General features: G+C 58.7%; 21 protein-coding genes and 1 pseudogene. 10 read left to right on the top strand and 12 right to left on the bottom strand.

Translation table 11 applies throughout. The features are described 5' to 3' along the window. The first annotated feature begins 30 nt into the window (after window positions 1-30). Entirely contained in the window at window positions 31-714 is a 684-nt protein-coding gene (locus tag EXE51_RS05155) for a peptidase (protein WP_094579660.1), read from the top strand. A gap of 27 nt (window positions 715-741) precedes the next feature. Here the strand turns inward: EXE51_RS05155 and EXE51_RS05150 are convergent, their stop codons facing one another. Continuing rightward, complete coding sequence (locus EXE51_RS05150) at window positions 742-1,041, bottom strand: HalOD1 output domain-containing protein (RefSeq protein WP_049932767.1); 300 nt, start codon at window positions 1,039-1,041, stop codon at window positions 742-744. Window positions 1,042-1,192: 151 nt separating this feature from the next. On the opposite strand from EXE51_RS05150, the gene EXE51_RS05145 reads away from it, so the two are divergent. The 3 genes from EXE51_RS05145 (at window position 1,193) to EXE51_RS17490 (ending at window position 4,762) form a co-directional block, all read left to right on the top strand. Continuing rightward, complete coding sequence (locus EXE51_RS05145; protein WP_089308463.1) at window positions 1,193-2,725, top strand: phenylalanine--tRNA ligase subunit alpha; 1,533 nt, start codon at window positions 1,193-1,195, stop codon at window positions 2,723-2,725. Then, window positions 2,725-4,488 carry a phenylalanine--tRNA ligase subunit beta gene (pheT, locus tag EXE51_RS05140; RefSeq protein ID WP_094552282.1) on the top strand — a complete coding sequence of 588 codons (1,764 nt, stop codon included), beginning with the start codon at window positions 2,725-2,727 and terminating at the stop codon, window positions 4,486-4,488. The genes EXE51_RS05145 and pheT overlap by 1 nt, the downstream gene beginning before the upstream one ends. Window positions 4,489-4,606: 118 nt before the next feature. Further along, complete coding sequence (locus tag EXE51_RS17490) at window positions 4,607-4,762, top strand: hypothetical protein (RefSeq protein WP_155120046.1); 156 nt, start codon at window positions 4,607-4,609, stop codon at window positions 4,760-4,762. A gap of 228 nt (window positions 4,763-4,990) precedes the next feature. On the opposite strand, the gene EXE51_RS05135 is transcribed toward EXE51_RS17490, so the two are convergent. Next, complete coding sequence (locus EXE51_RS05135) at window positions 4,991-5,272, bottom strand: hypothetical protein (RefSeq protein ID WP_137692142.1); 282 nt, start codon at window positions 5,270-5,272, stop codon at window positions 4,991-4,993. Window positions 5,273-5,410: 138 nt separating this feature from the next. After that, on the bottom strand, window positions 5,411-6,187 hold the full coding sequence (locus EXE51_RS05130; protein WP_137692141.1) for a hypothetical protein: 777 nt from the start codon (window positions 6,185-6,187) through the stop codon (window positions 5,411-5,413). 174 nt (window positions 6,188-6,361) lie between these two features. On the opposite strand from EXE51_RS05130, the gene EXE51_RS05125 reads away from it, so the two are divergent. After that, window positions 6,362-6,730, top strand: coding sequence for a type IV pilin (locus EXE51_RS05125; RefSeq protein WP_137692140.1), 369 nt, complete (start codon window positions 6,362-6,364; stop codon window positions 6,728-6,730). 102 nt (window positions 6,731-6,832) lie between these two features. Here EXE51_RS05125 and EXE51_RS18195 read toward each other — a convergent pair. Next, window positions 6,833-7,088, bottom strand: a pseudogene (locus tag EXE51_RS18195) (hypothetical protein). 239 nt (window positions 7,089-7,327) lie between these two features. Continuing rightward, a complete protein-coding gene (locus tag EXE51_RS05115) occupies window positions 7,328-7,537 on the bottom strand; it encodes a hypothetical protein (protein WP_137692139.1) in 210 nt (69 codons plus the stop codon). Window positions 7,538-7,842: 305 nt separating this feature from the next. Between EXE51_RS05115 and EXE51_RS05110 the strand changes: the two genes are divergently transcribed. After that, the gene (locus tag EXE51_RS05110) at window positions 7,843-8,853 is read left to right on the top strand and encodes a site-specific integrase (protein WP_137692138.1); all 1,011 of its coding nucleotides are present in this window, start codon (window positions 7,843-7,845) and stop codon (window positions 8,851-8,853) included. 348 nt (window positions 8,854-9,201) lie between these two features. Then, entirely contained in the window at window positions 9,202-10,152 is a 951-nt protein-coding gene (locus EXE51_RS05105; RefSeq protein WP_137692137.1) for a Dam family site-specific DNA-(adenine-N6)-methyltransferase, read from the top strand. 98 nt (window positions 10,153-10,250) lie between these two features. On the opposite strand, the gene EXE51_RS05100 is transcribed toward EXE51_RS05105, so the two are convergent. The 4 genes from EXE51_RS05100 to EXE51_RS05080 all read right to left on the bottom strand — a co-directional run bounded on the left by EXE51_RS05100 (window position 10,251) and on the right by EXE51_RS05080 (window position 13,355). Then, window positions 10,251-11,333 carry a hypothetical protein gene (locus EXE51_RS05100; RefSeq protein WP_137692136.1) on the bottom strand — a complete coding sequence of 361 codons (1,083 nt, stop codon included), beginning with the start codon at window positions 11,331-11,333 and terminating at the stop codon, window positions 10,251-10,253. Between the two features lie 170 nt (window positions 11,334-11,503). Then, window positions 11,504-11,743 carry a hypothetical protein gene (locus EXE51_RS05095; protein WP_137692135.1) on the bottom strand — a complete coding sequence of 80 codons (240 nt, stop codon included), beginning with the start codon at window positions 11,741-11,743 and terminating at the stop codon, window positions 11,504-11,506. Between the two features lie 236 nt (window positions 11,744-11,979). Then, on the bottom strand, window positions 11,980-13,095 hold the full coding sequence (locus tag EXE51_RS05085) for a site-specific integrase (protein WP_137692134.1): 1,116 nt from the start codon (window positions 13,093-13,095) through the stop codon (window positions 11,980-11,982). Between the two features lie 2 nt (window positions 13,096-13,097). After that, a complete protein-coding gene (locus EXE51_RS05080) occupies window positions 13,098-13,355 on the bottom strand; it encodes a hypothetical protein (protein WP_137692133.1) in 258 nt (85 codons plus the stop codon). A gap of 455 nt (window positions 13,356-13,810) precedes the next feature. Between EXE51_RS05080 and EXE51_RS05075 the strand changes: the two genes are divergently transcribed. Then, on the top strand, window positions 13,811-14,863 hold the full coding sequence (locus tag EXE51_RS05075) for a metallophosphoesterase (RefSeq protein WP_241990584.1): 1,053 nt from the start codon (window positions 13,811-13,813) through the stop codon (window positions 14,861-14,863). Window positions 14,864-14,963: 100 nt separating this feature from the next. Here the strand turns inward: EXE51_RS05075 and EXE51_RS05070 are convergent, their stop codons facing one another. After that, window positions 14,964-15,917: a DUF4268 domain-containing protein gene (locus EXE51_RS05070; RefSeq protein ID WP_137692132.1), complete on the bottom strand. Its 954-nt coding sequence runs from the start codon at window positions 15,915-15,917 to the stop codon at window positions 14,964-14,966. A gap of 365 nt (window positions 15,918-16,282) precedes the next feature. Between EXE51_RS05070 and EXE51_RS05065 the strand changes: the two genes are divergently transcribed. After that, window positions 16,283-17,542 (top strand): Cdc6/Cdc18 family protein, encoded by a 1,260-nt coding sequence (locus EXE51_RS05065; protein ID WP_137692131.1) that lies wholly within the window; start codon window positions 16,283-16,285, stop codon window positions 17,540-17,542. A 16-nt stretch (window positions 17,543-17,558) separates the two neighbouring features. On the opposite strand, the gene EXE51_RS05060 is transcribed toward EXE51_RS05065, so the two are convergent. Together EXE51_RS05060 and EXE51_RS05055 are read right to left on the bottom strand one after the other, a co-directional pair. Continuing rightward, a complete protein-coding gene (locus EXE51_RS05060; RefSeq protein WP_137692130.1) occupies window positions 17,559-18,749 on the bottom strand; it encodes a hypothetical protein in 1,191 nt (396 codons plus the stop codon). Continuing rightward, window positions 18,742-20,499 (bottom strand): DEAD/DEAH box helicase, encoded by a 1,758-nt coding sequence (locus tag EXE51_RS05055; protein ID WP_137692129.1) that lies wholly within the window; start codon window positions 20,497-20,499, stop codon window positions 18,742-18,744. The genes EXE51_RS05060 and EXE51_RS05055 overlap by 8 nt, the downstream gene beginning before the upstream one ends. A 110-nt stretch (window positions 20,500-20,609) precedes the next feature. On the opposite strand from EXE51_RS05055, the gene EXE51_RS05050 reads away from it, so the two are divergent. After that, entirely contained in the window at window positions 20,610-23,273 is a 2,664-nt protein-coding gene (locus EXE51_RS05050; RefSeq protein ID WP_137692128.1) for a DUF1156 domain-containing protein, read from the top strand. The last annotated feature ends 93 nt before the right edge of the window (window positions 23,274-23,366 follow it).

Here is a 23,366-nt window from a genome sequence, read left to right as displayed (position 1 = left end):
TTTACCTCGGGCGTGCCCTCAGCGAGGACGATGCTCGGAGTCGCGTTCGTCGTCGGCGTCGCGGTCGTCGCCGCGCTCGCGGTCGCCGTGGGGCCGCTGTACGCGGCCGACCGGTTCCGCGACCTGCGGGAACCGACGGACGCGGAGCGAGCGCAGATCGTGGCGCTGGCGGAACCGGGCGGACTCGCCGTCGAGCGCGTCGCGATCGAAGCCGTCGACGGCGCGGGCGGGGACGGCGCCGCAGCCGACGGTCCCGCCGAGGTGTCGGTCCGGGGACCGCCCCGTAGACGGGTGCTGTTCCTCACCGAAGACGTGTTGACCGACCTCGACGAGGACGCCGCGGTCGGGCTGTTCGCGGCGGAGGCCGGCCGCGTGACGACGTACTACGCCGAGTTCCGCGCCGTCGCCGTCGGCGCCGTGCTCGGGGCGCTGGCCGCGGTCGTCACGACCCTCGTCCCCTTCGAGTCCGGGTTCGCCGCGCTCGTCGCCGTGGGGCTCGTTTCTTTCTGGGCCGGTCGGCGGGTCCAGTACGCGGCGGACGCCCGCGCCGCGGACGCGGTCGGCGCCGACCGCGTCGCCGACGCGTTCGAGCGCGTCGCGGAGCGCCGCGGCGTCGAGCCGGAGACCGGCGACTGGTCGACGTGGTTCGAGGTACAGCCCCCGCTCGGGGATCGGGTCGCGCGGCTCCGCGAGCGGGCTGCCGACGCGGAGTAACGAGTGAAGGGACCGAGGCGGCCGGGGTCAGTTCCCCGAGCGCTGAGCGACGGCGGAGTCGGGGCCGACGCGGACGTCGTAACCCGCGACGGTGAGGGAGACGTCGGCGTCGGACCGCCCGGCGACGAGCGAGTTCAGCGCGTCGGGGTCGACGTGTTCGTACAGTACCACGCCCTCCTCGGGGAGGTCCGCCGGATCGACGCCGGCGAGATCAGCTATCGCTTCGACGACGGCGAGACTGGGACTGGGACCGCTGCCCCCGTGACGGACGCGGGCCCGCTCCGGAACCGAACCGGAGCCGCTCGATTCGGCCGTTACGCTGCTCATACCCCCTAGAGGCGGATATCACACATAAATCAGTCGTTCAATTTATCATATATGATGCCTTGCCCGCGACAGAGTCTCTGAACCGGGAGCCGGGCGCGTCTCGGTCCCGGAACCGTTACCAACCAGCCGCACGCGTGTAGAGACAACTCGAATGCGACTCCCGGAACGACAGCTCGCGGTCCTCGAGGCCGCGAGCGCGACGGACGAACGAACGGTGGCAGAGATAGCCGCGGAGACCGACCTGAAGCCGGAGACGGTGGCCGGCGCGGCCTTCGACCTCGCCGACGAGGGGCTCGTCGAGGTCGGCTCGGTGACCGACCGGACGCTCGCGCTCACCGACGAGGGGCGGCGCTACGTCGACGAGGGGCTACCCGAGACGCGGCTCTACCGCGCCGGCCGCGACGCGGGGGCCGACGCCGACTCGGTCTCGATGGGCGCAGTCATCGGTGAGGCGGCGTTGGACGGTCCGGAGGTCGACATCGCGCTCGCGAACTTCGCGCGGAAGGGGTACGGGACCGTCGACGGCGGCGAGCTCTCGGTCGACCCCGACGCCGATCCCGACGACGCCGAGGCGACGGCGCTCGCGGCGCTCGCGGAGGCCGACGCCGGCGGGGAGAGTCTCGACGGGGACGCCCTCGACGTTGACGAGGCCGTGATCGATCGGCTCGACTCGCGCGGGCTGATCGCGGTCGGCGAGTCCGTCACGCGGACGGTCCGGCTCACAGACGAGGGCGTCGACGCGCTGATGACCGGCGTGGAGGCGACCGAGACGGTCGGGGCGCTCACGCCTGAGCTCCTCGCCAGCGGCGAGTGGCGGGACGCCGAGTTCGCCGCGTACAACGTCGAGGCGGAGGCGGAGACGGCCCGCGGCGGTCGCAAGCACGTCCTCCGTCGGACCGCCGACCGCGTGAAGGACGTCCTCGTCGGCATGGGGTTCCAAGAGATGGAGGGCCCGCACGCCGACGCCGACTTCTGGATCAACGACTGCCTGTTCATGCCGCAGGACCACCCTGCCCGGACCCACTGGGACCGGTTCGCGCTCGACGTGGACCGCATGGAGTCGATTTCGGACGAACTGATGGCCCGCGTCGAGTCGGCCCACCGCGACGGGTGGGGCGACGACGGCGACGGCTACCACTCGCCGTGGTCGGAGGAGTTCGCCCGCGAGGTCGCCCTCCGCGGACACACCACGTCGCTGTCGATGCGATACCTCTCCGGGGTTGCCGGCGCGGAGCTGGAGCCGCCGCAGCGCTACTTCTCGGTCGAGAAGGTGTACCGCAACGACACCCTCGACCCGACGCACCTCCTGGAGTTCTTCCAGATCGAGGGGTGGGTGATGGCCGAGGACCTCTCGGTGCGCGACCTGATGGGCACCTTCGAGGAGTTCTACCGGCAGTTCGGGATCACGGACATCCGGTTCAAGCCGCACTACAACCCGTACACCGAACCCTCCTTCGAGCTGTTCGGGGAACACCCGGAGACGGGCGAGGAGATCGAGATCGGCAACTCCGGCGTGTTCCGGGAGGAAGTCACCGGCCCCCTCGGCGTCGACTGTGACGTGATGGCGTGGGGGCTCGCCTTAGAGCGGCTCGCGATGCTCACCACCGGCGCGGAGGACATCCGCGACCTCCACGGGACGCTCGCGGACATCGAGTTCCTGCGGGACGCGGAGGTGAGCTACTGATGCCCGTCGTCGACGTCGACCCGGACGAGCTCCGCGAGCTCACCGGTCACGAGGAGAAAGACGACGAGGAGCTGAAGGCGGACCTGTTCGGGCTCGGCCTGGAGTTCGAAGGCGAGACCGACGACGGCATGTACCAGTTCGAGTTCGCGCCCGACCGGCTCGACCGTCTCTCCGTCGAGGGGGTCGCCCGCTCGCTGCGCTACCACTACGGCGACGCGCGAGGCGTCTACGTGCCGAACACGAACGACCCCGAGTGGAGGATCGAGGTCGACGAGTCGGTGCCCGACGAGCGCCCGTACGTCACCGGCGCGGTGGTCCGCGGCCTCGACCTCGACGAGGCGGCGCTGGAGTCGCTGATCCAGCTCCAAGAGAAGCTCCACGCGACGATGGGACGGGGGCGCGCGAAGGGCGCCATCGGCATCCACGACCTCGCGATGGTGAAGGGCGCGCCGCTCCAGGAGGGCGCAGAACCGTCGATCACCTACCGCGGCGTCGACCCCGAGGGCGACACGTTCGTCCCCCTCGACGCGAACGACGAGCTGAGCCCGGCCGCGGTGCTGGAGGAGCACGCCACGGGCGAGACGTACGCCGACCTCGTCACGGACCTCGATCGCTACCCGGCGATCTACGACGAGCTCGGGCTGTTCTCGTTCCCGCCGGTGATAAACGGGAAGCGCACCGAGGTGACGACGGGGTCCCGCGAGCTGCTCGTCGAGCTCACGGGCACCGACCAGTGGACTATCGACCGGATGTGTAACATCATCTGTTACGCCCTGTCGGCCCGCGGCGCGACGATCGAGGAGGTCGAGGTGAACTACGCCGACGGCGCGACGCACCCGAGCGAGTACGGCGCGGAGCTCGTCCGGCCGAACCTCGACGTCGATGAGAAGACGGTGTCGCACGAGCGGATCGAGACGCTGCTCGGCGTCGACTTCGAGCCCGAGGAGGTCGTCGACTGCTTCGAGCGCGCCGGACTGGACGCCTCGTACACGCTCGGCGAGGACGTCCGCTACGAGGTGGAGATCCCGCCGTACCGCGTCGACGTGCTCCACCCCCTCGACCTCGTCGACGACGTGGGGCGCGCGTACGGCTTCGACAACCTGACGCCGCGCTACCCCGACGTGGGCACCGTCGGCGGGCGCCACGAGCGCTCCCGGCTGGAGGACGCGGTCCGTACGAGTCTCGTCGGGCTGGGCTTCGAGGATCTGCTGAACTTCCACATGACGAGCGGGACCGAGAACTACGACCGGATGCGGATCGAACCGGGCACGGGCGGCGCCGCGGTCGGAGACGGCGACGGGGTATTCGGCGGCGGCTCCCCCGTCGAGATCACCGAGCCGTACAGCGAGGAGTACACCCAGCTCCGAACGTGGGCCCTCCCGTCGCTCGTCATGCTGTTGGAGCGGAACACCCACAACGCCTACCCGCAGGACGTCGCCGAGGTCGGCTTCGTCGCCGAGCGCGACGACGACGCGGACACGAACGTCGCCGAGTCGCGGCACGTCGCCGGCGCGGTCGCCCGGCGCGACGCCTCCTATGAGGCCGCGAAAGGCCGGCTTCAGGCGCTGTGCGACGACTTCGACGCCGACCTAGCGACACCCCGAGTCGAGCATCCGACGTTCATCGATGGCCGCGCCGCCGCGGTCGTGATCGACGGTGAACGCGTCGGCGTGATCGGTGAGATCCATCCCGCGGTACTCGTCGAGCACGATTTGGAGGTGCCGGTCGCCGCCTTCGAGTTCGACCTCGACGCGCTGCGGTAGACTCTCGACCGGATCACGTACCGACGCCGGACTTTCCGTTCGGTCGGTTCTATCACGGATTATCACGGAGAGTGGCTGGAGCAGAAGACATATATTCCCCTTAGCTCAGTTCTCGAGCATGGACTGCGAGAGATGCGGCGTCGACGCCACGCTCACGCACCGGGACGTCGACGGGTTCGCGTACTACCTGTGTGAGGCCTGTATCGGCGGGTGGGACGCGGTTCGGACGCGATCGCCCGAGGCTTCGGACGAGAGTCGCTCGGCCGCGCAGTAGGCCCGAGCACCGGGTCGGCGGCGCGCGGTGACGCCGGGGGGACGCTCGCCAGCGAGAGCGACGCGCAGTGCCCCCGACAAGATGCGTGCCCGCGAGAGCGACGCGCGCAGAGTGGTCAGTAGGATCGAAACGGAAGGCGGTGATCGGGGCGCCCCCCCCTCCCACCGCTTCTCGGCAGGGAGCACGCCGACGCGGGGGAATGATCCCGCGACGCGGTCGATGACGGGATCAGGTCTGTGTGGCGAAATCTAGCTCTGAATACCCGTACCTGTAGCACGTAATGCCGTTCTCCTCACAGTGCTTCGCAAGCTCTCTCGGCGGGACATCCTCCTCGAAATCCCCAAAGAATTCGACTGTTACATTGTCATCGACCGTGTAGCCGAACACCTCGAAGTCGTGCCCGGAGAAGCTCTCGGAGTTACACCGTCGGATCGCTTCCTCGTTTTCTCCGTCGTCGTACATCGCAAGCTGTCCGGCGATCCGGCTGGCGTGTCCCGAGTCGTCGCTCATTCGCCTGGCCCACCGTCGAGATCTCGGTCGTAGGGGCCGATCGGCGTCACCAGTTGAACGAACTCACGGTACTACCGTATCACCGACCGCGGTCAGGCGTATCTCGCGGGCGAAATCGACCCCGGCGAGCTCGAATAGCTACGCGAGACAAAGCGCACGAGCCGCGTCCGCCGAGATCGTCACGTTGTGACCGCTCACCGTGACTGACTCGCCGGTCACGTCTGTCAGAAACTCGCTCAGTCCCTCAAGGTACGTCTGCGACCGTTTTTCTTGTACTACCAGCGTGCGTTTCTCCGAGTACTCCCGTGCGTGGTGGTTGACATAAATCCGAGCGAACGACTCGCGAGCGGCTGTTGGAACGTCCCACACGACTGGCGGGAACTCGTCGAGATCCACCTTCTCACCCGCCGGCGCACCCATGGTGACGAGGCACCGACCGAGAACCGACCTGTCCGACTCCGGTAGTACTTCAGTCGCACGTCCACTGTCGTTAGCCCGACGAACGACCGACTCAACTCCAATCCGATCGAAGACTGCCTGAACGTCGTCGAGAACGACGCGTCGGCCCGTGGTCACCGACGGGACATACGTCTGACTCGTGATACTGCCGCCGGCGAGGACGTGCGCGAGCAATTCGACGAGAGCGGCGGCGGTCTCGCCTTCAGGGTCGGGGCCGAGCCAGCCGCGGTCGATCGCAATCTGGATTCCGCGGACCGAGTCAGGCATTCCATTGCTAATCCATCCACGTACACGGCTGAGGGGGAGATCGAGAGCTTTTCCGACGCGGGTGCGGCCGTGGTTCGGATGTTCGGCAGCGTATTCCTGTACACGCCGATAGTCGAGGAGCTTCTCCCACGGATCCGGGTACTCCCGGTCACTGTACGTCCGGGCAAGGGCTTGTGCCGTGGGTTTCATATCTTGAGTAATGGACACTTAGGGCTTGAACGTGTCATACTAATTTTCACGAATGAGAGGCAGGCCATCAAGTATATATGTAGGATCTGGTTACGTTAACATAGCCAGCCACCCGATAGACGCGGCCCGCGAGTAATCCGGAATCGCGCCTGTCGGCCCCAGCTGGGTTCAACAATGAAACCAAGTAACCTATTCAACAAAGACGACCGCGGAGTGAGTCCCGTTATAGGGGTCATATTGATGGTCGCTATTACCGTTATTCTGGCCGCCGTCATTGGGACATTCGTGCTCGGACTCGGCGATCAAATCGGTGGATCAGCTACTGCCGGTGTCAGTGTTGACGGAGACAACGTAACGTTAGCCAACGGAGGTACAGCCGACTACGTGTACGTCGTGGACTCCGGCGGGGCTACAGTCGGCTCCTCCAATCTAACGAGTGTTGGAGACACTATCGACCTCACCACGGCTACCAACGGGGCACCATATCAGATAATTGCGGTGAGTGAGAGCGGAGAAGAAACGCTCCTTCGCACGGTAGAATAGACTGATTAGGCGACGGGGAGCTATTACTGTTGGTTGATGACGATTTTGCTTCCTATTTTCTGAAGCAATTATTTGAAACGGCTCTCTCCGAGTAGGATAGAATCACCGCCAGCGGCTTTCCACACCTGTTCTGTACCGCAGTCTAATTAGATCAATGTTGAAAATTGAATTGTCATCGGATCTAATTTTTTCGTGCGTTCCGCATATTCCTCTCCGACTGAATCAGGTGTGCGAGAGCAGCATCAATTACTACACTCATTGGTGGATTGTCGTCGGGGCCACTTGCCACGATCTCGCTCGCCTTCTCGAGTTGGCGTTCGGGGTCGTCAGTGATCTTGAGGCTGGTTCGACGGCTCATTTATACTACATTGTATGTATGGGGGGCTCGATCCCGTCGTTCTGGAGTGACTGAACCGGTCCATGTTGAAGTACCACTCCAGGATCGACCATGATCGACGCGGCCGCCACCCGTAACCCGGCCGATTTCTATGTACCTCGCACGCCAATCGCGGCAGTCGAAATACATAAATCTCGGATCATGAATACATCTGCGTCGGACCCCACGAGGTCGCACCGAGAACCCCTTTCCACGAGGTGTCACGCTCGTCCCACGAGTTCTAGCAGCGTCGGCACCTCACCGTCTTCGGGGAAGCGCACCAGGTACGCGCGCTCGCCGACCCGCTGCGTGTGAGCGTCGGCTTCCTTGATCGAGCCGTCCTCGGCGACTAATCCGTCGAGTTCGAGGTGCTGTTTGTCGATCGTCACGGTTCCGCTACCCTCGCGGTCGACGAGACTTCTGAATCCCATTGACCCTCGCGGGCACGGTGGTTCAATTAAGGATAGCTCAAGGTGACACCAATAGATTATTTAGATACCACCCGGTGGTTGACTCGAAATCACCAGACAGGAGCGACCCCCGTGATGTTACATTACAGACTTGATCCGGGGGACGGTAGGATTCTTTATAAAGACTTCCACGCAGTCTTGTGCTTCAGAAACGTAATGTAGCGACACGGGCGCGACGGGAGAAAGACGGCAACTCGCAAAAGTTGGTGATTCGCTGAACGGGTGTCGAAGGCCACGCCTGCGTGTGGTTCGAGACCGATCGAACCATGGAACTCGAACCTATCGACCCTGAAACGGCGCTCGAGCTGTACATCGCAGAGAAAGAGACCTCGGTTGCGGACGCGACGGTCACCTCCCACGAGTCACGCTTGGGATTTCTGATCCGGTGGTGTGAGGAACGGGACATCAAGAATTTGAACAACCTGACCGGCCGGCGGCTTCAGGAGTTCCGGCTCTGGCGGCGCAACGTCGGCGATCTCACGAAGGCGAGCGAGAAGACGCAGATGGACACACTTCGCGTCTTCGTCAAGTGGCTGGAATCAATCGACGCCGTCGAGCAAGACCTCCATAAGAAGGTCCGGTCCCCAGACCTCACTCCGGGAGAAAACAGTCGCGACGTGATGCTCGAGACAGACGACGCCGAGGCGATGTTGGCGTACCTCGAACGGTACGAGTATGCCTCGATCGATCACGTCGCCGCGACGCTACTGTGGCACACGATGCTCCGGATGGGCTCCATCCGTGCGCTCGATGTCGGAGATTACGATCCGAAAGAGCAGTCACTCACCATTCGACACCGACCCGAGTCCGACACACCGCTCAAGAACAAGCAGGAAGGCGAGCGGATTATCGCCGTCTCGAACGATGTCTGTCTCGTTCTCGATGACTGGCTCCGAGAGAAACGTCCCAACGTGGCGGATGACTACGGACGGAGTCCGCTCCTCGCGACGGATCACGGACGAATAGCAACGACCACGATTCGAACGCACTGCTATCAGATGACTCGTCCCTGTGCGTACGGTCAAGAGTGTCCGCACGGCCGTAATGAGGACGAGTGTGAAGCCACAGACAGAGGTCACTCGGCACAATGTCCGTCGAGCGTGAGCCCGCATCCGTTCCGTCGTGGAGCAATCACACACTACTTGCAGAGTGACGTGCCCGAGACGGTCGTCAGCGACCGGGCGAACGTGACGCCCGACGTCATCGATCAACACTACGACCAGCGGTCGCAGAAGGAGAAGATGGAGCAACGGAGGGGATACTTAGACGACGTCTGAAACCCACCCTGAGAATGCTCTGTCGACGGTAGAAATTGTAGGAACACAGGTTCGTTTTAGAATGAGCTAAATTGAACCTATGTCAAGACAAGCACGCGGATTAATCGCTCATTTCCGCGCTTCGTCGGAGAGTTGGTTTAGCTGATCGGCATACCAAGACAATTTTTCCCCGAAGCGGAGACTTTCAGTCGGTATTTCTACTTTGACCGGAGCTTGAATCGAGGCGTATGGTGACGGATTCTTGTGGAAGCATCCGAGGATCGGGTTGAGATCCTAACGAGCTGTTGAATTTGTTTCAAATGGGATGATAGCCTTCGTTTAAGTCGCGGCCCGCAATAATTCGAATTGATGGCAAAGCCAGTCTTGAAATGGGCGGGTGGAAAGCGACAACTCTTGGACGAGATCTACGCGCGGTTTCCTGAAGAGTATGGACACTTTCACGAACCATTCTTTGGCGGTGGTGCGGTATTTTTCGACTTAGAGCCTGGGGACGGAACGATCAACGACACGAATCCACGCTTAGTGAACTTCTACGAAATCGTTCGAGACCGGCCGGACGAACTCATTGAGCGACTGGAAGAGTTTCGAGATCCTAGCAGTGAGCCAAATCCAGAAGAGGATTTTGCGACAGAAAATTGGAAAGGCAAGTCCATAGACGAATACTTCTATCAGCAGCGAGCGCTCTTCAACCGACGTCCCTACGCAGACGAAACGTGGCCGGAAACATCTGAGGACAAATTAGAGGAGGCTGCCTTACTGCTATATCTCAACCGGACATGCTACAATGGGCTTTACCGCGAGAACAGTAATGGTGGCTTCAACGTCCCTATCGGTCGGTACGAAAATCCAGACTGGGTACGAGAGAGCGAGATCCGTGCTGCAAGTACAGCCCTCAAAAACACAGAGATTCGTAACGATGATTTCGAGTACATCGGTGAGGTTGTCAGTCAAGGGGATCTGGTATATTTCGACCCTCCTTACGAACCGATGTCTCAGACAGCTAACTTCGCAGAATACAGTGCTGAAGGGTTCGAACGCGAGGATCAAGAACGATTGCTGGGGATCTGTAAAGAACTCCAAGAGAACGGTGTGTTCTTCGTTCTCTCGAACAGCGCAGTTATGTTCGACCTTTACGACGAGGTCGAGGGCTTCACCGTCGAGAACGAGGGAGCCACGCGAAGTATCAACAGTGACGAGACATCTCGCGGCGAGGTCAATGAAATAATCGCGACAAACGTACCAGTCGATAACCAACGACGAACTATCCAACAAGCCTCGATTGGGGATTTTGAACCGTAATCAGCAGACCTGGTTATTCCAGTAAAGGCATCCAACGATCGATCGGCTAAGGATTCCACATCTCAAACGTTCCAAGAAGGCGAGCGGCAGAAAGCGATTTACCTGTCCTCTCTCAGCTCTTTCCAAGATGGCCCCGCGATACTGTCTCCGTCCACCCAGAGAACTACGATGCTCTTCGTCGTAAGATGTTCGAGATATCGACGCAACTCCTCTCCGGGCGGCCGGTCCAGTAGAAGACACTTCCTCGACTGTATCGACTGCCAATCGTCTCTACTGATGACGTCGTAGTATTCGTACTCGAAGAGCTGACCGATAGCGCGTCGAATTTGATCGAAGGCTGACGATGGGTCCACTGTCTTCGCCTCCACAATTAGCACTCTTTCGTCGTCAACGGCGAGTAGGTCACTGTGTTCCGTCTCGAAACAATCGAATCCGAGGGAATCGAGTTCCAATTCGAGAGTATCCAGTACCTGCTCGTGTGTTTCGGTCTTTCGAGAGATTGTCTGCAGATCAGCGACGTAGCTGATCTCCGTGGAGTCTGTGGTATTTCCACTTCCTTGCTGTGTTGAAGAGCGCCTTCTCAGTTCGCTTGGGGCTCGAGACTCGATCGGACGCTGGTTACCTGACGTGTTCCCGGAAACCCTGCGTCCGAAATCGGTGAGGACATACTGACCGTCGACCTTCTCAACGTAGCCGAGAGCTTCAAGCCAAATATAATGCTTCTGGTCGACTCCGTCGGGCACTTCCCGTAAGTCGAAGGCCCCTTCCAGTACAGATCGACGCTCATCGACGTCGATCGGCCCCTCCTGCAATTCGTTGAGAAGATGGTCAAACCCGATTACGTGGGTCGAGAGTGCTTCGAAAATAGAGTGTTCAACAGGTTCGCCAGCGTCTTTCGCATCTAATATCTTGGTACCGAACGAACCAACGCTGAATTGTGCATTTCCCTCATTCAGATTCCCGTCAAAGATATTAAGCAAGCGGATGTTGACGATGAATTTGATGTGCTTATAGAACGTTGACTCTGTCCCAAGAGCGGTGTGAGTCTTCATCCAATCGAACAGCGTCGATTGGTTAGGCCGGTTTTCGGAAACGAACTCAAGAACGGCTACAACGTTCTTGACTCGATGCTTCTTCCCACCCACGAACCGGTTCGCTGTTGGCCACCTGTCCTCTTGCATTGACTGCTCTTTCGGATGTCCAGATGAAATACGCTCTGGTAGCCTAAATCCGGTCCTGGAAGTTACACTTCCAAGTAGTATAGTGTGAGAAGGCTCTGTTGAAATCTTCTAAACCTTATATAAACGGCGTGCTGAATACAGGGCGCTTATACAGCAATTTCTTTGATCAATTATGCGAGATATACGTGGAGACTGCTGCCAGAATCAGGATGGTTTATTGAGTCAAGAAAATCGCTCGTATTACTCCTAATAGAGTCTTTTGTTTCCACCATACCGCCATGGATTCTATCTGTTTCTGAGGGAGTGCCTACCGTTCTAATCTCGTGCTGATGATCTTTGTTGGGGGTCTGGTAGACCTTTGCAACGTCTTTTCCTTGGCTTGTCTGAACTTCGGCAAGCAGTTTCGCCATATCACTTACGCTGACATCCACCGCCGAAAATCTAGCGGTGGTAAATACACGCTCTATATTCAGCACGGTCGCAAGAATATATCACCGATAGAGGATTTCAACAGAGCCGTACTACCCACTTTTCAATATACTGTTTGAGTAGTACGCGCTCTCTCGCAGCCTTCATCAGCACGTCACGGATCGGATACGGGAAGGCGGCGTCTGTGTCTGCGACACCCGATAGTCGGACGTGACGACTAGGTGTACGACGAGCCACGACCGCCCACATCGTCAAGAGCTTCCTGCCGCTGCTTCATTTTGTCCTCTTTCGACCGAACGTCGTAATGCTGGTCGATGATCGTCGGCGAGACGTTACACCGGTCGCTGACGATTTCGACCGGAACGCCTGCCCGGAGCAGCTGCGTGATGTACCCCCGGCGGATGGGATGGGGAGTGACACTCGACGGACAGCGCGCGAATCGCGCCTCGTTGTTGGCGGCTTCGCAGTCGTCGGGGTCGCGGTCGTGTGGACACTCCCGACCGATAGCGCATGGCCGCGACCACCGGTACACGTAGGTCCGGATGGTCGACGTCCCCACGCGGCCTCGCTGGGTCGCGAGGAGCGGCTCTCGGCCGTGGTCGTCGACGACGTCCGGACGGCGCTGTTCGAGGTAGTTGTCAATCACGTCACACGCCTCTTCGCTGATTGCGACGCGACGCTCACCCGGTTCCTTGTTCTTGATTGGTGTATCTGAGTCCGGGCGATGATGGATCTCGATGTGGGGCGTCTCCGCGTCGGCTTGGTAGTCGCCCACGTCGAGGGCACGAGCTCCTCCCAAGCGTACACCCGTTTCCGTGAGAACGACCCAGCAGATGTGCTCCGTCGTGGCGTACTCGTATCGCTCGAGGTAGGCGAGGATCTCTTGGGCGCGTTCCGCGTTGAGTACGGTATCTCGCGCGTTCTCAGCGTTGTCGAGGTTCGGTGAGTCGACCTTTCGGTACAGTCCGGACTCGACGGCGTCGATAGTCTCGCACCACTCGATGAACACGCGCAGCGAGTCCATCTGTGTCTTCTCGCTGACGACGTTGAGGTCCTCGCGCCGCCACACGCGGAACTCGTGGAGGTCGCGAGCGGAGAGTTGGTCGAGCGTATCGATGCCTTGGTCGTTACACCAATCGACGAAGAATCCGAGCCGGGAGCGATGGGCATTGACGGTCGCCTCCTGGCAGTCGCGGGCCTTGTCGTCAAGGTAGAGTTCGAGGGCTCGCTCCGGAGCGGTCGGTTCGAGCGATTCGGTCGTCTGCTCGAGCAGTTCCTCGAGACGATTCTCCAGGCTGTCCGGCTCGGCGATGGAAGGGACTTCGTTGGACACGGTTACTCTAACCCCTCGAGCATTTCCTCGACAAATCCATCCGGTGATTCCTCAGATGTAGTGGTCATCGCCTGGTCGGAACCCCGGGAAGAAGACGATTCGAGTGCTCGAAGATCGCGGGGGTTCCGGTCGATGTGTTCCTCGATAACGCCCTCGAGGTATGCCGAGACGGTGAGGTTACACTCCTTGGCAGCGCGGGTGAGCTTGGTCCTCGACTCCGAGTCGATACGAGCGGCGACCGATTCAGTGCGATTGGTCACGTCAGTGCGCAGACCGAACTTACTGATATAGGTTGGTTAGAATTGGTGGTTGGACAGCCTATATCCACCAATTCCTGTCAAAATTGGTTGTGATTCCGGGACAAATATGATCGATTGGATTCTTCTGTTACCAATTATGCTTCTGTATCAGCGTCTGGTTGCCAACTACGGAGGCGGAATCACAGGCTATCTACCAATTCACATCGACGAACGATCCATCTCGTCGAATCACCATACAGCACGCCGATATTGGTGTTTCATATCCTCCACAAAGAGGTTCGTCCACCCGTGAGAAGCGCATCAATATCGGGGTGTTTGTGTCGGGGAAGTTCTCGCGCGACAGTGACGAGTTGGGTCGCTCGATTCGTTCCGGACACCCACTTAGCAGAATGTCCAAGATCGATCTAGCCCTCAGTATCAGCAGAACTAACAGGATATCCGAAGTCGCGTGACTCGTGGAAACCACTAGCGGCCTCCGGCACAATCAGTCCGTAACGGGCCCGTTGGAGGTGACGGTCCACGACGTCAACACCCATCCCAAGCCGCCTCGAGACGTGGAACTCATCGCGACTGATGCTGACAGGGTGGAGCTACAGGTCGTTACTTGGAAGAAACACGACGTAACGGTCGAGTGGGAGGTCGGTGCTACGTACGCGATCAGGGGCGGACGAGCGAAGCGATACATCGACGCTTCGGGTCCGGAGCTGCGGATCCATAGTAACGCGGATTTTGCTGTCGAGCGGGTTACACCCGAATCAGACCGGTTACGGCTCCTTGTCCTCGGCGATACGCACGTCGGGTATCGCCATCGGGCGTCAAATACCAAGCCGCCGTGGGCCCGAGAGGTCGACAACAGACAGACGTTCAGTCGGAGTCTCGCCCGTGCTCGGGGCCTCGACGTCGACGCAGTCGTCCACGCTGGCGACGTGTTCGACCACGAGATAACCCAGAACGATAGGGATCACGTTCGCGAGGAGATCCGACGCACCCACGAGGCGGGGGTCCCGCTGTACTACATCCACGGGAACCACGACAACGAAGCGGGTAACAGAACGTTACGTCAGGGTCCAGAAATCCATATCGGTGGTGAGACCGTGGTGCTTGGCGACGGTGCCGTCCGACTTTCTGGACTTGATTACGGGGCGGGAGGGTTTTCGAGTCCGCCGCCGGAGAAGCCCGGCGACGACGGGGAATCGGTATCGATCCTCGTCCTACACGACACGCCGTATCCGGCAGTCGACGAGAATGGGTCACCGATCCATCGGACTGATCCGAATCATCTAGATCTCAGGGAGTTCCTCGACTCGGCCGAGGGGTGGTTGGACCTAATCGTCTCGGGGCATCTACACGTCGGGAGTCGCGCTTCCATAGCGGGCTACGAGACACCTCTCATCATCACGGGCCCGACTGCGGAGATTAGCACATCGACACGGGAAAACGTCCCCTCCACATGGTTAGTGACGGTTTTAGGGGGAGAAGCTCAAGTCGAGCGGCAGAGGTTGGGGTAATTCAAAATAGAACCTAGGGGAGGGGGGGGGTGCGTCCGACAAGACAGGGAGGATGGAAGGCACCTACACAGCGAGCTCGTTACACCAATAGAAGCAACGATCAGTTGGAGCCGAGAGCGGAAAGACGTGGTTCGAACTCCTCCTGGAATTCGTCCATCGCATCCACCCCCCATTCCACCAAGTGATTTCGCTGGTCTGCGGTGAGATCGGTGATGGTCCGATCAATATCTTCAGGCTGTTTGATCCGGGATGCTTGTTTCTCAGGCAAACGTTCCCACGCTAACTCGACGCCTATATTGCTCTCGATCTCCGTTCGGTCGCGTTTCAGCGCCTCGAATATCTCCTCGTTGCGTTCCTTATCCGACGTGGAGATGTAGAGTTCGACGGAGAACTCCGGCCCCTGGTGGAACACCCAGCCGAATCGGACGCCTGAGATACCGGCGCTGAACGTCAGGTAGTTCCGAGGCCCAGGTTTGAGTTTGTACCAGTTCGGACGTCGCTGCGCGTACGCCTCAACCATCTCGGCGAAGAACTGACGGTAGCTGTGCTCGGAATCGGAAAGCGACTCGGTACTCACCTCGCGTTCCCATTCGTTCGGCTCAACGACGACTTCGAACTCGAACCCACGCTCCTCGGATCCCTCGATACTCACGATACGGGGTCTGATCGCGAAGAACTTCGCACCCTTCGGCCCGGTTTCGTTCAACCATTCGAGGACGCTCCGGTGCTCCGGCCGGAACTCCTCGGCGAGCCACATCGTGAACCCGGCGTTCTTCCCCGACGAGTACGTCAGAAGCTTCCCCAAGTGGTCGTGGTCCGTCCGATTGTATTGATTCTCGATGACAACGGTCTCGCCCGTGTTCATCTCCCGTGCGACGATGTCGGCCGAAAAGTCGCCGACGGCTTCTTCGGCTCGCGCGTCTTCAATTTCTATCCCCAACTCAGACGCGAGCAGGTCGATGTTCTCTGTCAACCATCTCGTGAAATCCCGCTCTTCGTTCTCCCACACCGAGCGGAGGTCGTGCTCGTGGATTCGCGAGACGTTTTGACCCATAGACATGCGTCTCCGGGAGTTTTGATAAAATGTTGTGAGCCGACTATTCTTGAAGCGTCATTCGCTGCGGTCCGTTGCCGGACGCACCCCCCTCCCAGGGTTACGCGGTCCTGAGCCGATGAATACGAGTGTCGTATCGGGTACAGAGCAGTTCTGGGATCGTGGCTGGTTATGGGGACACTGGAGCAACAGTCGAGTATCTCAGTGGTTTGCTGGACGCACCCCCCTCCATCCCCCGCTGCCACCCAGAGCACAGTAGAACCGGAAGAGAACTGGTGGTGGCTTTCAGGACGCATACCCGTATCTCAGACAGGAAGACATGTAGGACACGGGGGTTTATGTATAATACCTGAAAACGGGAGCGTATGAAGGCGTTCGGCGACGAGGACACGATCTTCGAGGACATGGACGTCCTCAACCCCAACGAGCAGACGTATCAGCCCGAGTCGCTGCCGGAGCGCGAGGTGGAACTCGATCAGATCCACTCCGCCCTCCGTCCAGCGACAATGGGCTCAACGCCGCTCAACCTGATCGTGTACGGGCAGTCCGGGCAGGGGAAGACCGTCGGAATCCGCCTCAAGACCGACCAACTCCAGGAGTACGCTGCCGACTCTGAGATGGATCTCACTGTGGTCCACATTCGTTGTAAGGGCATGGACGGCTCCTACCACGTCCTGACACATCTCGTCAAGCGACTCCGTGAGAAGCGATTTGGGCCCGGTGAGGAGCTCCCGAGCGGTCACCAGCGGAAGACCCTCCTCAACATGGTGATCGAGAATCTGGAGAAGGTCGGCGGGACGGTCATCGTTGTCCTCGACGAGATCGATGCCATCGGTGACGACGACTACATCCTCTACGAACTCCCGCGGTCGAATCCGGATGGCGTCCGTCTCTCCCTCATTGGAATTACGAACGACCTCCAGTTCCGCGAGAACCTCGATGCCGACGTCCGGTCGAGCCTCGGTGAGGACGAGGTCCGCTTCGAGCCCTACGACGCTGACCAACTCCGCAACATCCTCGCACGGCGTGCCATCGGTGCCCTCCGTGACACGTATTTCGAGGACGGTATCGAGGACTACCAGCATCTCCGAAGCGAGATTCTGAGCGACGACACGATCCCGCTTGCCGCGGCGCTAGGCGCACAGGATACGGGAGACGCTCGCGAGGCGATCCGCCTGTTGTTCCGTGCGACTCGGTTTGCCGACGATAGGGGCGAGACGACCGTCACAGAAGAGCACGTGCGCGAGGCACGGGACTTCCTTGAGACGAAGGCCATCGAGTCGGGGATTCAGACGCTCCCGAACCAGCGAATGCTCGCGCTCATGGCAGTCACGTATCACGGAATACAGGGCGACACACCTGTGACGACGACACCGATCTACACTCAGTACAAGACCTTCTGTGAGTACGTGGACGTGAACGTGCTCTCAAACCGCCGGTTCCGTGACCGGCTCAATGATCTCGCCGATACGAACGTGCTCAACAAGCGACAGGGACGGGGTCGTGGCGACGAAAACCAGTACTCGCTTGCGGTCGATCTTGATACGGCGCTTGAGAACCTCCCGAAGGAATCGGAGCGTCTGGGGGATGTCGCAACGGTTCTTCGAGAACAGGGTGATGTCTGAACTCGCACATTACATTTCACCGACAGCATCGACAGCACACACCTCCGGCACTCAGATAAACTGGGTTCTCCCCGGAAAGCGGTTTTTTACAGTTCTCACACCGAACACTGTCTGTTACACCAGCACCAATTGCGTACGGAGCACGCATGACAGCAGTCCTCCCACCAGTTCCCAGTTCTAATTCGATCTCTCCACGCTCGTATAGAACGACCGTGAACGCCTTCGGTTCTGTGTTGACTTTGATCGCGTGTCGTCGGTCGATCTCCTCCTTTTGTTGTGAATACCCACTAGACTTCTCTTGGAGGATTCCCTCGAGTTCGCTTTCGATTTGCTCCTTCTCCTCTTTGAGTTCTTTTCGCTTCTCAAGTGCTTCTACACGTTGTTGCGGTGATTCCACCTCGTCAACTTCTGTACTGAGCCCTTGAAGACGGGTCGAGAGAGAACTGATCTCCTTTTGAAGCTCGCTTATGCGTTGTTCCTGTAGCTGCCGATACTCTTCGAATTCCGAATCTGCCGCTCGTGATGCCGATTGACGGACTTCAGCGATCTCATCCTCTACATTTTCTACTGCGGCTTTCTGTCCAGTCGAAAACACGTCGTGTAGCTTCTCAGTTGCGATTGTTTCTGCCCGGGACACATCATCTTCAGTTGCTTCTGTTGGCCAGGCCGATTTGGGCGTGAAAAACTGCTCAACGAGTAGCTCCGTCATATTCGGAAGTGGCTCATTCGATTCGACATCGACAGTTACCGCTTCCAGGAACTGCGTCTGGTACTCGCTGACAGTCTCGATATCGATCCGGACGAACACACAGATCGCGGTCCGATCATAATACGGGCTAAACGTAGCGTCGTCCACGTCGACATCGCTTTCGAGAATCCATGGGGGATACTGATACTCGCCATTAGTCACCGCCTCGGTAAGGGACACCTGACCGATAGGGGCCACTTCCGACGCTTCCTCGAGCAGTCGTTGGGCAAATCCGCTTTCGGGTGACAGGATGTGCGTGGAGTCCAGTTCCGCTCCCGTCTCTGTATCTAGAACGATATCGAACTCGTGGGAGTCGGTAAATTGGACGTCGACGTGGCTTGGCAGCTGTACCTGCCACCGGTCGCCGTCATCACGTATCGTCGCCCCGAGTTCGGAGAGGTACTCGCGAGCAAACGATTCCAACGCCGACTGTGTCACCGCGTGAGTCGCATCAGTCATCGTTTGCCCCCAGATCGAAACTCTCGAAGACGCCGGTGTTGAACGCCTTGACCTTCTGTGAGAGATCCTGCTGTTGCTCGAGATCGATCGCCATCGAATCGAAGTCATTCTCCAGATCGACCTCGGAGTCAGCGTTCACGAGCCGTTCGAAGATCTCATCTTCGAAGCTCTGCCCGGAGTCTTCCAGCCGGGTCAGTATCGTGCTCAGCTCGCCGACCGTCTGTTGGAAGAGGTCGATCTTGTGGTAGAGCCGGTCGAGGACGTACTCCTCGATCGTTCCCTTGAGTCCCATGTTGAAGACGTACACCTCACGTTTCTGGCCGATCCGGTGGATTCGCCCGATTCGCTGTTCGACCTTCATCGGGTTCCACGGCAGGTCGTAGTTGACCATGATGTTACAGAACTGGAGGTTGCGCCCCTCGTTCATCGCGTCGGTGGACACCAAGACGCCGCCTTCCTCGCGGAATCGGTCCACGATCTCCTCCTTCTCTTGACTCGAATGGCCCCCGTGGAACGCGTGGGTCGTGTACCCCTGTTCGTCCAGCCCGTTGAGCACCTGCCGCTGCGTCGCTCGGAACTGGGTGAACACGATAACGCGGCCCATCTCGACGTGGTTCCGGGCTTCCTCGACGATGTCGAATAGTCGGTCCTGCTTGGTGACCGATTCTATCGCATCAATCTTGTCGAGAATCGTTTCGAGTTCGTCGCGGTGGGTCAGCTCGTTCTGTTCGTCGAGCTGCTTCCGAATCGTTCCCTCCAAGGCGGCCGGACTGCTCACGACCTCCTTCTGGAGCAGCATCAACACCAACTTCTGTCCGTTGTCCTGGCTGTACGCGCCGCGGACATATTCAGTGACGGCGTCGTAGAGGTCTTTCTCTGCCTCGCTCGGCTCGAACGTTCGAGTTTCGATGATGCGGTCCGTGAAGTCGATGTCCGTCTCCTCACGCCGGTTCCGGATCATTACCTGTCCCAGGCGGCGCTGGAGCTCGTTCTGGTTCACCAGCGTCTCCTGGCTGCTGTCGATGAAGTACTGGTGGAAGGTGTCTCGACTGCCGAACAGTCCGGGGCGAAGCAGGGTGACGATGTTGTAGAGGTCGGTGAGTTCGTTCTGGATGGGCGTCGCGGTGAGGAAGAACGCGTAGTCGTAGGTGAGGTTCTCGATGAGCTCGTACCGCTCCGTCTCCTCGTTTTTGACGTAGTGCGCCTCATCCATGACGAGGACATCCCAGTCGCGGGCAAGCACGGTAGGCCGATGCCGATCGCTCTTCGCGGTGTCGATACTCGCGATGATCCGGTCGTGGGCGTCGAACCCCTGAAACTCGTCGTCGTAGTTACAGACGAACTCCAACCCGAACTTCTCACGGAGCTCCCCCTGCCACTGTTTGGCCAACTGCGCCGGGGTGAGGATCAACACCGACCCGTCGGTCTCGCGGTAGTGCATCTCCTTGAGGATCATCCCGACTTCGATCGTCTTTCCGAGGCCGACCTCGTCGGCGAGCAGCGCCTTGCCATCCATCTCAAAGAGCGCGCGGTGGGCGGCGTCAACCTGGTGTTCGAGGAGCTTCACCTGCTCCGTATCGACGCCGGCGAGGGATCGGAGCTCGGTGTCAGGCTGGCCGGCAAGGAGGCGATTTGCGACGACGGTCTGCCGGTGGAAGAGAAAATCTGCGATTCCTGACGAATAGGAGTCGAAAATATCGTCCGGGTCATCGTGCGTGACCTCGATATCGACGAGGTCCTGCTCGTCCATGTATCAAGCAAATCGGTAGGCCATCAAATAGGTTGTGTAGAAGACTCGATCACACCGCAATCCGAAGTGAGGACTTATCTGTCTTCCTCGTAACCCTCCTGATATCCGATATGGAACAGGAATCCTCCCGTCTCTCAGAAAGCCGACCCGAACTCCCCATCGAACGCGGCTTTCCGATCGAACGAATAAACGAAATAGCTGAAAAAGAAGGCCGAGCGAAGCAGTGGTATCGCCCCGTATATACGATGCACAAGTGGTGGGCACGTCGACCAGGCTGTCTTTTCCGGGCTATCTCTCTGTACACCTTACTTGACGATCCCGAGGCGGTCGAGATCTTTGAGCCGGGCGAAAACGGGACACTCAGTGATTTCGGTGGCGGCCACAGCAACATCGAGAACCTCATCGAGAACGTTGACCTGGCTGATTCGGAGTCGCTGTGGGAGCTCTATCCCAAAGACGTGCGTATTGACGACAAGAAAATCCTCGACCCGTTCATGGGAGGAGGAACATCGCTAGTCGAAGCCTCACGATTCGGGGCTGAATCAACCGGATACGATTTGAATCCGGTTGCGTGGTTTATCACGAAGAAAGAACTGGAAGCAGGAGAGACAAGCGTTGAGGATCTCGAAGACGCCTTCGAGCAGGTCAAGGCGGACGTTGCCGACGAAATTCTTGACTACTATAAAACGGAGTGTCCTCACGGTGATCATGAAGCGGACGTGATGTACAATTTCTGGGTCAAGGAGATAGACTGCCGGTCCTGTGAACACACTATTCCGTTACACCAGGATTTCCGTATCGGGAAGGGACGATACGAGAACGACGACAAGTACAACGTCCTCTGCCCAGATTGTGAATCCGTCTTCTTAGTTGATGATTGGCGTGAAGAGTGTTCGTGTGACGAATGTGGGTATGAGTTCGTACCGGAACAGGGCAACGTAGATTACGGCGACTACATCTGTACTGAGTGTGGTCAAAAGTATTCTATTACTGAACAGATCGAGGAAGGTGATGAATTTGGCCTGCGACTCTATGCTTTAGAGTATTATTGCCAGTATTGTGATGATAAGGGGCGATCAAAATCGACTGTCAAAGGGTACAAATCAGTCACGAGCGTGGACGAAGAACGTTATCAGAAAGCAAAACAAGAATGGAAAAATTCTGGTTCTCTTCGCCAGTTCGTGCCGAACAAGTCTATTCGTCCGGGATGGAAGACTGACGCAACTCAATTTGAGGGCTCTATGCCGGGGAACGGGAATTTGCCCCGACACGGAATTGAAAACTGGACAGATATGTTTAATGAAAGACAGCTACTTTCCCTCTCAAAAATCCTTGAGGCAATAGAGGATCTCGAAGACCAGAATATAAAGGAATATCTCTTAATGACACTTTCTGGTACTCTCCGTACGAACTCTATGATGGTCGGTTATGATTATTCATATAACAAAGTTGTAAATATATTTAAATCAAACTCTTTTGATCCCCCTCGAGAGATGTGTGAAGGAAACGTCTGGGGCACGAAGTATGGCCGCGGAACGTTCGAATCGATCTGGGACATGGTGAAACGTGGGGTCGAATACGCCAACGCTCCCACTGAGCGTTACGTGGAGGACGGCGAGACCCATGAAACCGGCAAATTTAGTCAGCCGATCGGACGGAACACCACCATCCATCAGGGTGATATGCGTCTCATTGAGGCAGAAGACGAGTACGACGCTGTCATCACAGATCCACCTTACTACAATAACATTCTCTACTCCGAACTCTCTGATTTCTTCTACGTTTGGCTGAAGCCGAGGCTCGAAGACGAATATGACTGCTTCGAGCCCGAGCACACACCCCGGGCGGAGAGTATCGTCGTCAATCCCGCTTCAAACAAGGGAGACACTGAATTCGAGTCAGAACTGAAACAAGCGTTCTCTCGCATCAACACAGCGCTGAAAGACGACGGCGTGGTGGCGTTCACATACCATCACAGTAGCTCAAAATCGTGGGGCGAACTGCTCGAATCGCTCTGTGAAACGGGATTCGAGGTAACGGCAACTTACCCGATTAACTCCGACCTAAACAAGTTCATGAAGGGCGAATCGGTGTCGTTCGACATCGTCATCGTCGCACGTCCAGCTGGCGATCGACAGCCAATCTCGTGGAACTCGCTCCGCCGGAACATCGTTCGCACGGCCACACAGACCCACGAGCGACTCACCGAGAACCGTGATCTCTCGGACGGCAACATCGGCGTGATCGAGATGGGGCGGGCGTTCCACGAATACTCGAAACACCACGGCGCGGTCAATCGTGACGGCGACGTGATGAGCGCGAAGGAAGTCGTCGACGAAATCTACGGTATCATCCAACAGGGTAGCGACCTCGGTGAGATCGACGTTTTCCTTGATCTCCTCGAACTCGACAGCCCGACCTACGACGATCTGAACATGCTGACGCGCGGAACAGACGCGAACTCAGACGAAATGAAAGAGATGTGTCTCTATTGGATGGACGGCGGAGAACTCGTCCTCGGGACGTGGGAAGACGAGAAGCGTCTCGCGTACGTCCAAGACCGGCTGGCTGATGACGAGGCCGGGATGACGCCACTCGATAAGGCTCAGTTCCTGCGCTACTGCTATGAGCAGGGTAAGTCGATCCAGCCCTACCTCGAAAAATGGACTGTGTCTGACGACCTCCGCGACCTCTGCAATGAATTGGCCGACGCCAGCGGCGATGATACCTACCGGCGACTCTTCGGCGGCGACCGAACCATCGGAGACTACTAAGGCCGACGTGGACTTCCCGGCGCTCGGCCGCCGTCGCCACGTCGCACTCCGGTTGAGCCTCTCCCGATGTCGTCACGTGTTGGATCGGATTAT

Source organism: Halorubrum sp. CGM5_25_10-8B (genome assembly GCF_005435095.1).
Taxonomy (GTDB): Archaea; Halobacteriota; Halobacteria; order Halobacteriales; family Haloferacaceae; genus Halorubrum; species Halorubrum ezzemoulense.
This window is presented reverse-complemented; position numbering and strand designations above follow the sequence as displayed.

Excerpts from the sequence above, each read along its gene's own strand:
- EXE51_RS05100 (WP_137692136.1), bottom strand. The coding sequence starts at position 11,333 with ATGCAAGAGGACAGGTGGCCAACAGCGAACCGGTTCGTGGGTGGGAAG.
- EXE51_RS05145 (WP_089308463.1), top strand. The coding sequence starts at position 1,193 with ATGCGACTCCCGGAACGACAGCTCGCGGTCCTCGAGGCCGCGAGCGCG.
- EXE51_RS05150 (WP_049932767.1), bottom strand. The coding sequence starts at position 1,041 with ATGAGCAGCGTAACGGCCGAATCGAGCGGCTCCGGTTCGGTTCCGGAG.
- EXE51_RS05125 (WP_137692140.1), top strand. The coding sequence starts at position 6,362 with ATGAAACCAAGTAACCTATTCAACAAAGACGACCGCGGAGTGAGTCCC.
- EXE51_RS05065 (WP_137692131.1), top strand. The coding sequence starts at position 16,283 with ATGAAGGCGTTCGGCGACGAGGACACGATCTTCGAGGACATGGACGTC.
- EXE51_RS05070 (WP_137692132.1), bottom strand. The coding sequence starts at position 15,917 with ATGGGTCAAAACGTCTCGCGAATCCACGAGCACGACCTCCGCTCGGTG.
- EXE51_RS05110 (WP_137692138.1), top strand. The coding sequence starts at position 7,843 with ATGGAACTCGAACCTATCGACCCTGAAACGGCGCTCGAGCTGTACATC.
- EXE51_RS17490 (WP_155120046.1), top strand. The coding sequence starts at position 4,607 with ATGGACTGCGAGAGATGCGGCGTCGACGCCACGCTCACGCACCGGGAC.
- EXE51_RS05095 (WP_137692135.1), bottom strand. The coding sequence starts at position 11,743 with ATGGCGAAACTGCTTGCCGAAGTTCAGACAAGCCAAGGAAAAGACGTT.
- EXE51_RS05105 (WP_137692137.1), top strand. The coding sequence starts at position 9,202 with ATGGCAAAGCCAGTCTTGAAATGGGCGGGTGGAAAGCGACAACTCTTG.
- EXE51_RS05130 (WP_137692141.1), bottom strand. The coding sequence starts at position 6,187 with ATGAAACCCACGGCACAAGCCCTTGCCCGGACGTACAGTGACCGGGAG.
- EXE51_RS05115 (WP_137692139.1), bottom strand. The coding sequence starts at position 7,537 with ATGGGATTCAGAAGTCTCGTCGACCGCGAGGGTAGCGGAACCGTGACG.
- EXE51_RS05155 (WP_094579660.1), top strand. The coding sequence starts at position 31 with ATGCTCGGAGTCGCGTTCGTCGTCGGCGTCGCGGTCGTCGCCGCGCTC.
- pheT (WP_094552282.1), top strand. The coding sequence starts at position 2,725 with ATGCCCGTCGTCGACGTCGACCCGGACGAGCTCCGCGAGCTCACCGGT.
- EXE51_RS05135 (WP_137692142.1), bottom strand. The coding sequence starts at position 5,272 with ATGAGCGACGACTCGGGACACGCCAGCCGGATCGCCGGACAGCTTGCG.
- EXE51_RS05055 (WP_137692129.1), bottom strand. The coding sequence starts at position 20,499 with ATGGACGAGCAGGACCTCGTCGATATCGAGGTCACGCACGATGACCCG.
- EXE51_RS05060 (WP_137692130.1), bottom strand. The coding sequence starts at position 18,749 with ATGACTGATGCGACTCACGCGGTGACACAGTCGGCGTTGGAATCGTTT.
- EXE51_RS05050 (WP_137692128.1), top strand. The coding sequence starts at position 20,610 with ATGGAACAGGAATCCTCCCGTCTCTCAGAAAGCCGACCCGAACTCCCC.